The 2,674-nt window shown below is 47.1% G+C and carries 3 protein-coding genes; all 3 read right to left on the bottom strand.

Annotated features, from left to right (window positions below):
- Positions 1-65 precede the first annotated feature (65 nt).
- The gene (locus tag Q7P41_RS04435; RefSeq protein ID WP_303882443.1) at positions 66-1,427 is read right to left on the bottom strand and encodes an MlaD family protein; all 1,362 of its coding nucleotides are present in this window, start codon (positions 1,425-1,427) and stop codon (positions 66-68) included.
- Entirely contained in the window at positions 1,424-2,191 is a 768-nt protein-coding gene (locus Q7P41_RS04430; RefSeq protein ID WP_303882441.1) for an ABC transporter ATP-binding protein, read from the bottom strand. The genes Q7P41_RS04435 and Q7P41_RS04430 overlap by 4 nt, the downstream gene beginning before the upstream one ends.
- A partial coding sequence (locus Q7P41_RS04425; protein WP_303882439.1) for an ABC transporter permease occupies positions 2,191-2,674 on the bottom strand: 484 nt, incomplete at its 5' end. The genes Q7P41_RS04425 and Q7P41_RS04430, both read right to left, overlap by 1 nt.

Genomic DNA, 2,674 nt, shown 5'->3' with positions numbered 1-2,674 from the left:
TACCGCATGCGTAGACTTTCCGGAGCCATCTATTCCCTCAAAAGTAATAAACAACCCTATCACCTTCAGAAATTATAGTATACGCCAACTGATTCGCGCCTCTCATCATCAAGTTCGTCATGGCGGAAAAGCAAACCATATCGATCATCCAGCCCGAGGCGTCCTTCCAGAGACCATGCGCCTGATCCGTCATCCCACCACTTACCTATCAATTGCAGGGGAAAGGTCTCCGGATCGCCCCACTTAAACCCCACGCCAAGGTCATCCCTGACCAGTCCTCCCCAAAGAGAAATCCAACGCCATCTGTAGCCGTAACTTAAGGAAAAATCGCTGCCATCGCCAATGTCATCGACGCCAAAGAGCAAAAAGTTAGGCCTATCTTTCATGCCAACCACTACGTTAACGTCCATATAGGCGTCATCCCCACTGCCGAAGGTCTTCCCCCTTAAAGAGACATCTCCTTTGATCTCGATTTCCTGCATGGTCTTTAAAGCCTTTTTAGCAACTTCCTGGGTTTCCCTCACATCTTGCAACAATTCAGGGAGGTTTCCCTTTTTACTTTCAACCTCGTTTTCACCAAAAAAAGTTACATCAAGCTCATTTACAAATCGCTCAACGGAGACTGCCGCATCCTGAACGCTTTTTACTAGTTGTTTTATGTCCATGGCAAAGAGACTATCTTCGTCAAGCTGTTCAACTATTGTGCTTAATTTAGAGACGAGGTTCTTCGTGGACGCCACAGTTTCCCGGAGGTCTTGTTTGTTTTCTGCCATTATTTCATTCGCGTTCAAGATCAGCTCGTTAGCATTATTAAAAAAAGCATCCATGCGTTTGCCTGTATCGGTCAAAAAGGCGCTTCCATCATCTGCCAATTTTCCTATGCGAAAGGAAGCTTCCTTTGCCTCTTTTAAAAAGGAAGGGATTTCCTTTATTGCTTCTTTAAGATCTTCGATCTCTTCATCTCCCATGATTCCGCTGATGTTATCTAAAAAGGAACGAAGGGAGCTCAGATTCTGCTCCACCTCCTCGAGCACGCTCCACACATCGGGTGCAACCGTTCCCTTTACAGGACCGGGAGGTTCAATGAAGGTATCGCTCGTCCCTCGTCTTATCTGAAGTGATGCCTCTCCCAAAAGTCCCCCCCCTTGCACAATAAACTCGCTGTCGATGGGAATTTTTAGCCCATTCTTTATAAAGGCAAGGATCTTTACTCCCTCTTTGGTCAGGAGTACATCTTTCACGTATCCTGATTCCACTCCAGATATGTAAATGGGGGCACCCGGGGGCAATCCCCTCGCCTCCGGCAATAAGACATATAAAACATTGCCCCTTTCGCGTATCAAACGACCACCTGAAAGGAAAACCAATCCACCGAGCAGTACCAATCCTACAAAGACGACGAGACCGATTTTTATCTCACGTTTCACGGGGCACACCCCCATTGGCGAATGGATTTAGTGCCTTGGAGAAAGGAAACGACTTCTGGATCCGTCGCAGTTTCCCACTCCTCAGGCGTACCTAGCCATGCTATCCTTCCATCCTTCATTAAGAGAATGCGATCTGCAACGCCTAATGCGGATACCACATCGTGAGTTACGGCCATGGCCGATACGTTATATTTTTTGCTCAAATTAACTACGAGGCGGTCAATGTGTCTGGCCGTTTGAGGATCAAGCCCCGTTGTTGGCTCGTCGAGCAATAGAAAAGATGGATTATACACAAGCGCACGGGCAAGTGCAACTCGCTTTCTCATCCCTCCGGACAAATCGGCAGGCATCAAATCTTCAATGCCGGGCAACTCGACGGATTCCAACATCATGGCAATCATATCGCGCATTTTTTCTTCGTCTTTAATGCCCAGACAGTAACGGAGCGGAAATGCCACATTTTCAAACACTGTCATGGAATCGAACAAGGCTCCGCCTTGAAATACGATGCCAACCTTCCTCCTTATATCTATCAAGTCCCTTTCGGGAAGATGAGTTATGTCCCTTCCGTAAAGCCACACTCTGCCCTCATCGGCTTCAATTAACCTCAACACAAGCCTCAAAACCGTCGTCTTCCCACAGCCCGACGGACCCATCAAAGCTATAATCTCGCCTTTTTTTACCGAAAAAGAAAGGTTTTTTAGCACCACATTATCGCCGAAAGATTTTATAACTTCCTCGAGACGCAAGACTTCCTCCGTCACTAAACCTTTCCTCCAAAAAGAATTGTCGAAAGTATATAATTCAGTACCAAGATTAACATATTGCTCCACACGACAGCCAGAGTCGTCGTCTCCCCGACGCCTTTGGCTCCTCCTTGCGCTCTAAAACCACATGCGCAGGCTACTATTGACACCACAAAGCCGAACACCACTGATTTTATCAATCCGCCGTTGATATCGTAGGTGTCAACTAACAGCCTTATGGAATCCTTGAAGATCAAGGAATGGACGCCTCGAACTACAACATAAAAATATCCGCCTAAGGTGCCAACGACCATTGAATAGATCGTTAAAATGGGAACCATTACCAAACTAGCTAAAATTCTGGGCAATCCGACAAAGACATACTCGTCCAATCCAAAGGCCCTGAGCGCGTCCAACTGTTCAGTGACCTTCATGGTCCCTATTTCGGCCGCCATGGAAGACCCGACTCTTCCTGCAACCACTATGCCCGTGAGTACTGGC

This window comes from Acetomicrobium mobile (genome assembly GCF_937920065.1).
This window is presented reverse-complemented; position numbering and strand designations above follow the sequence as displayed.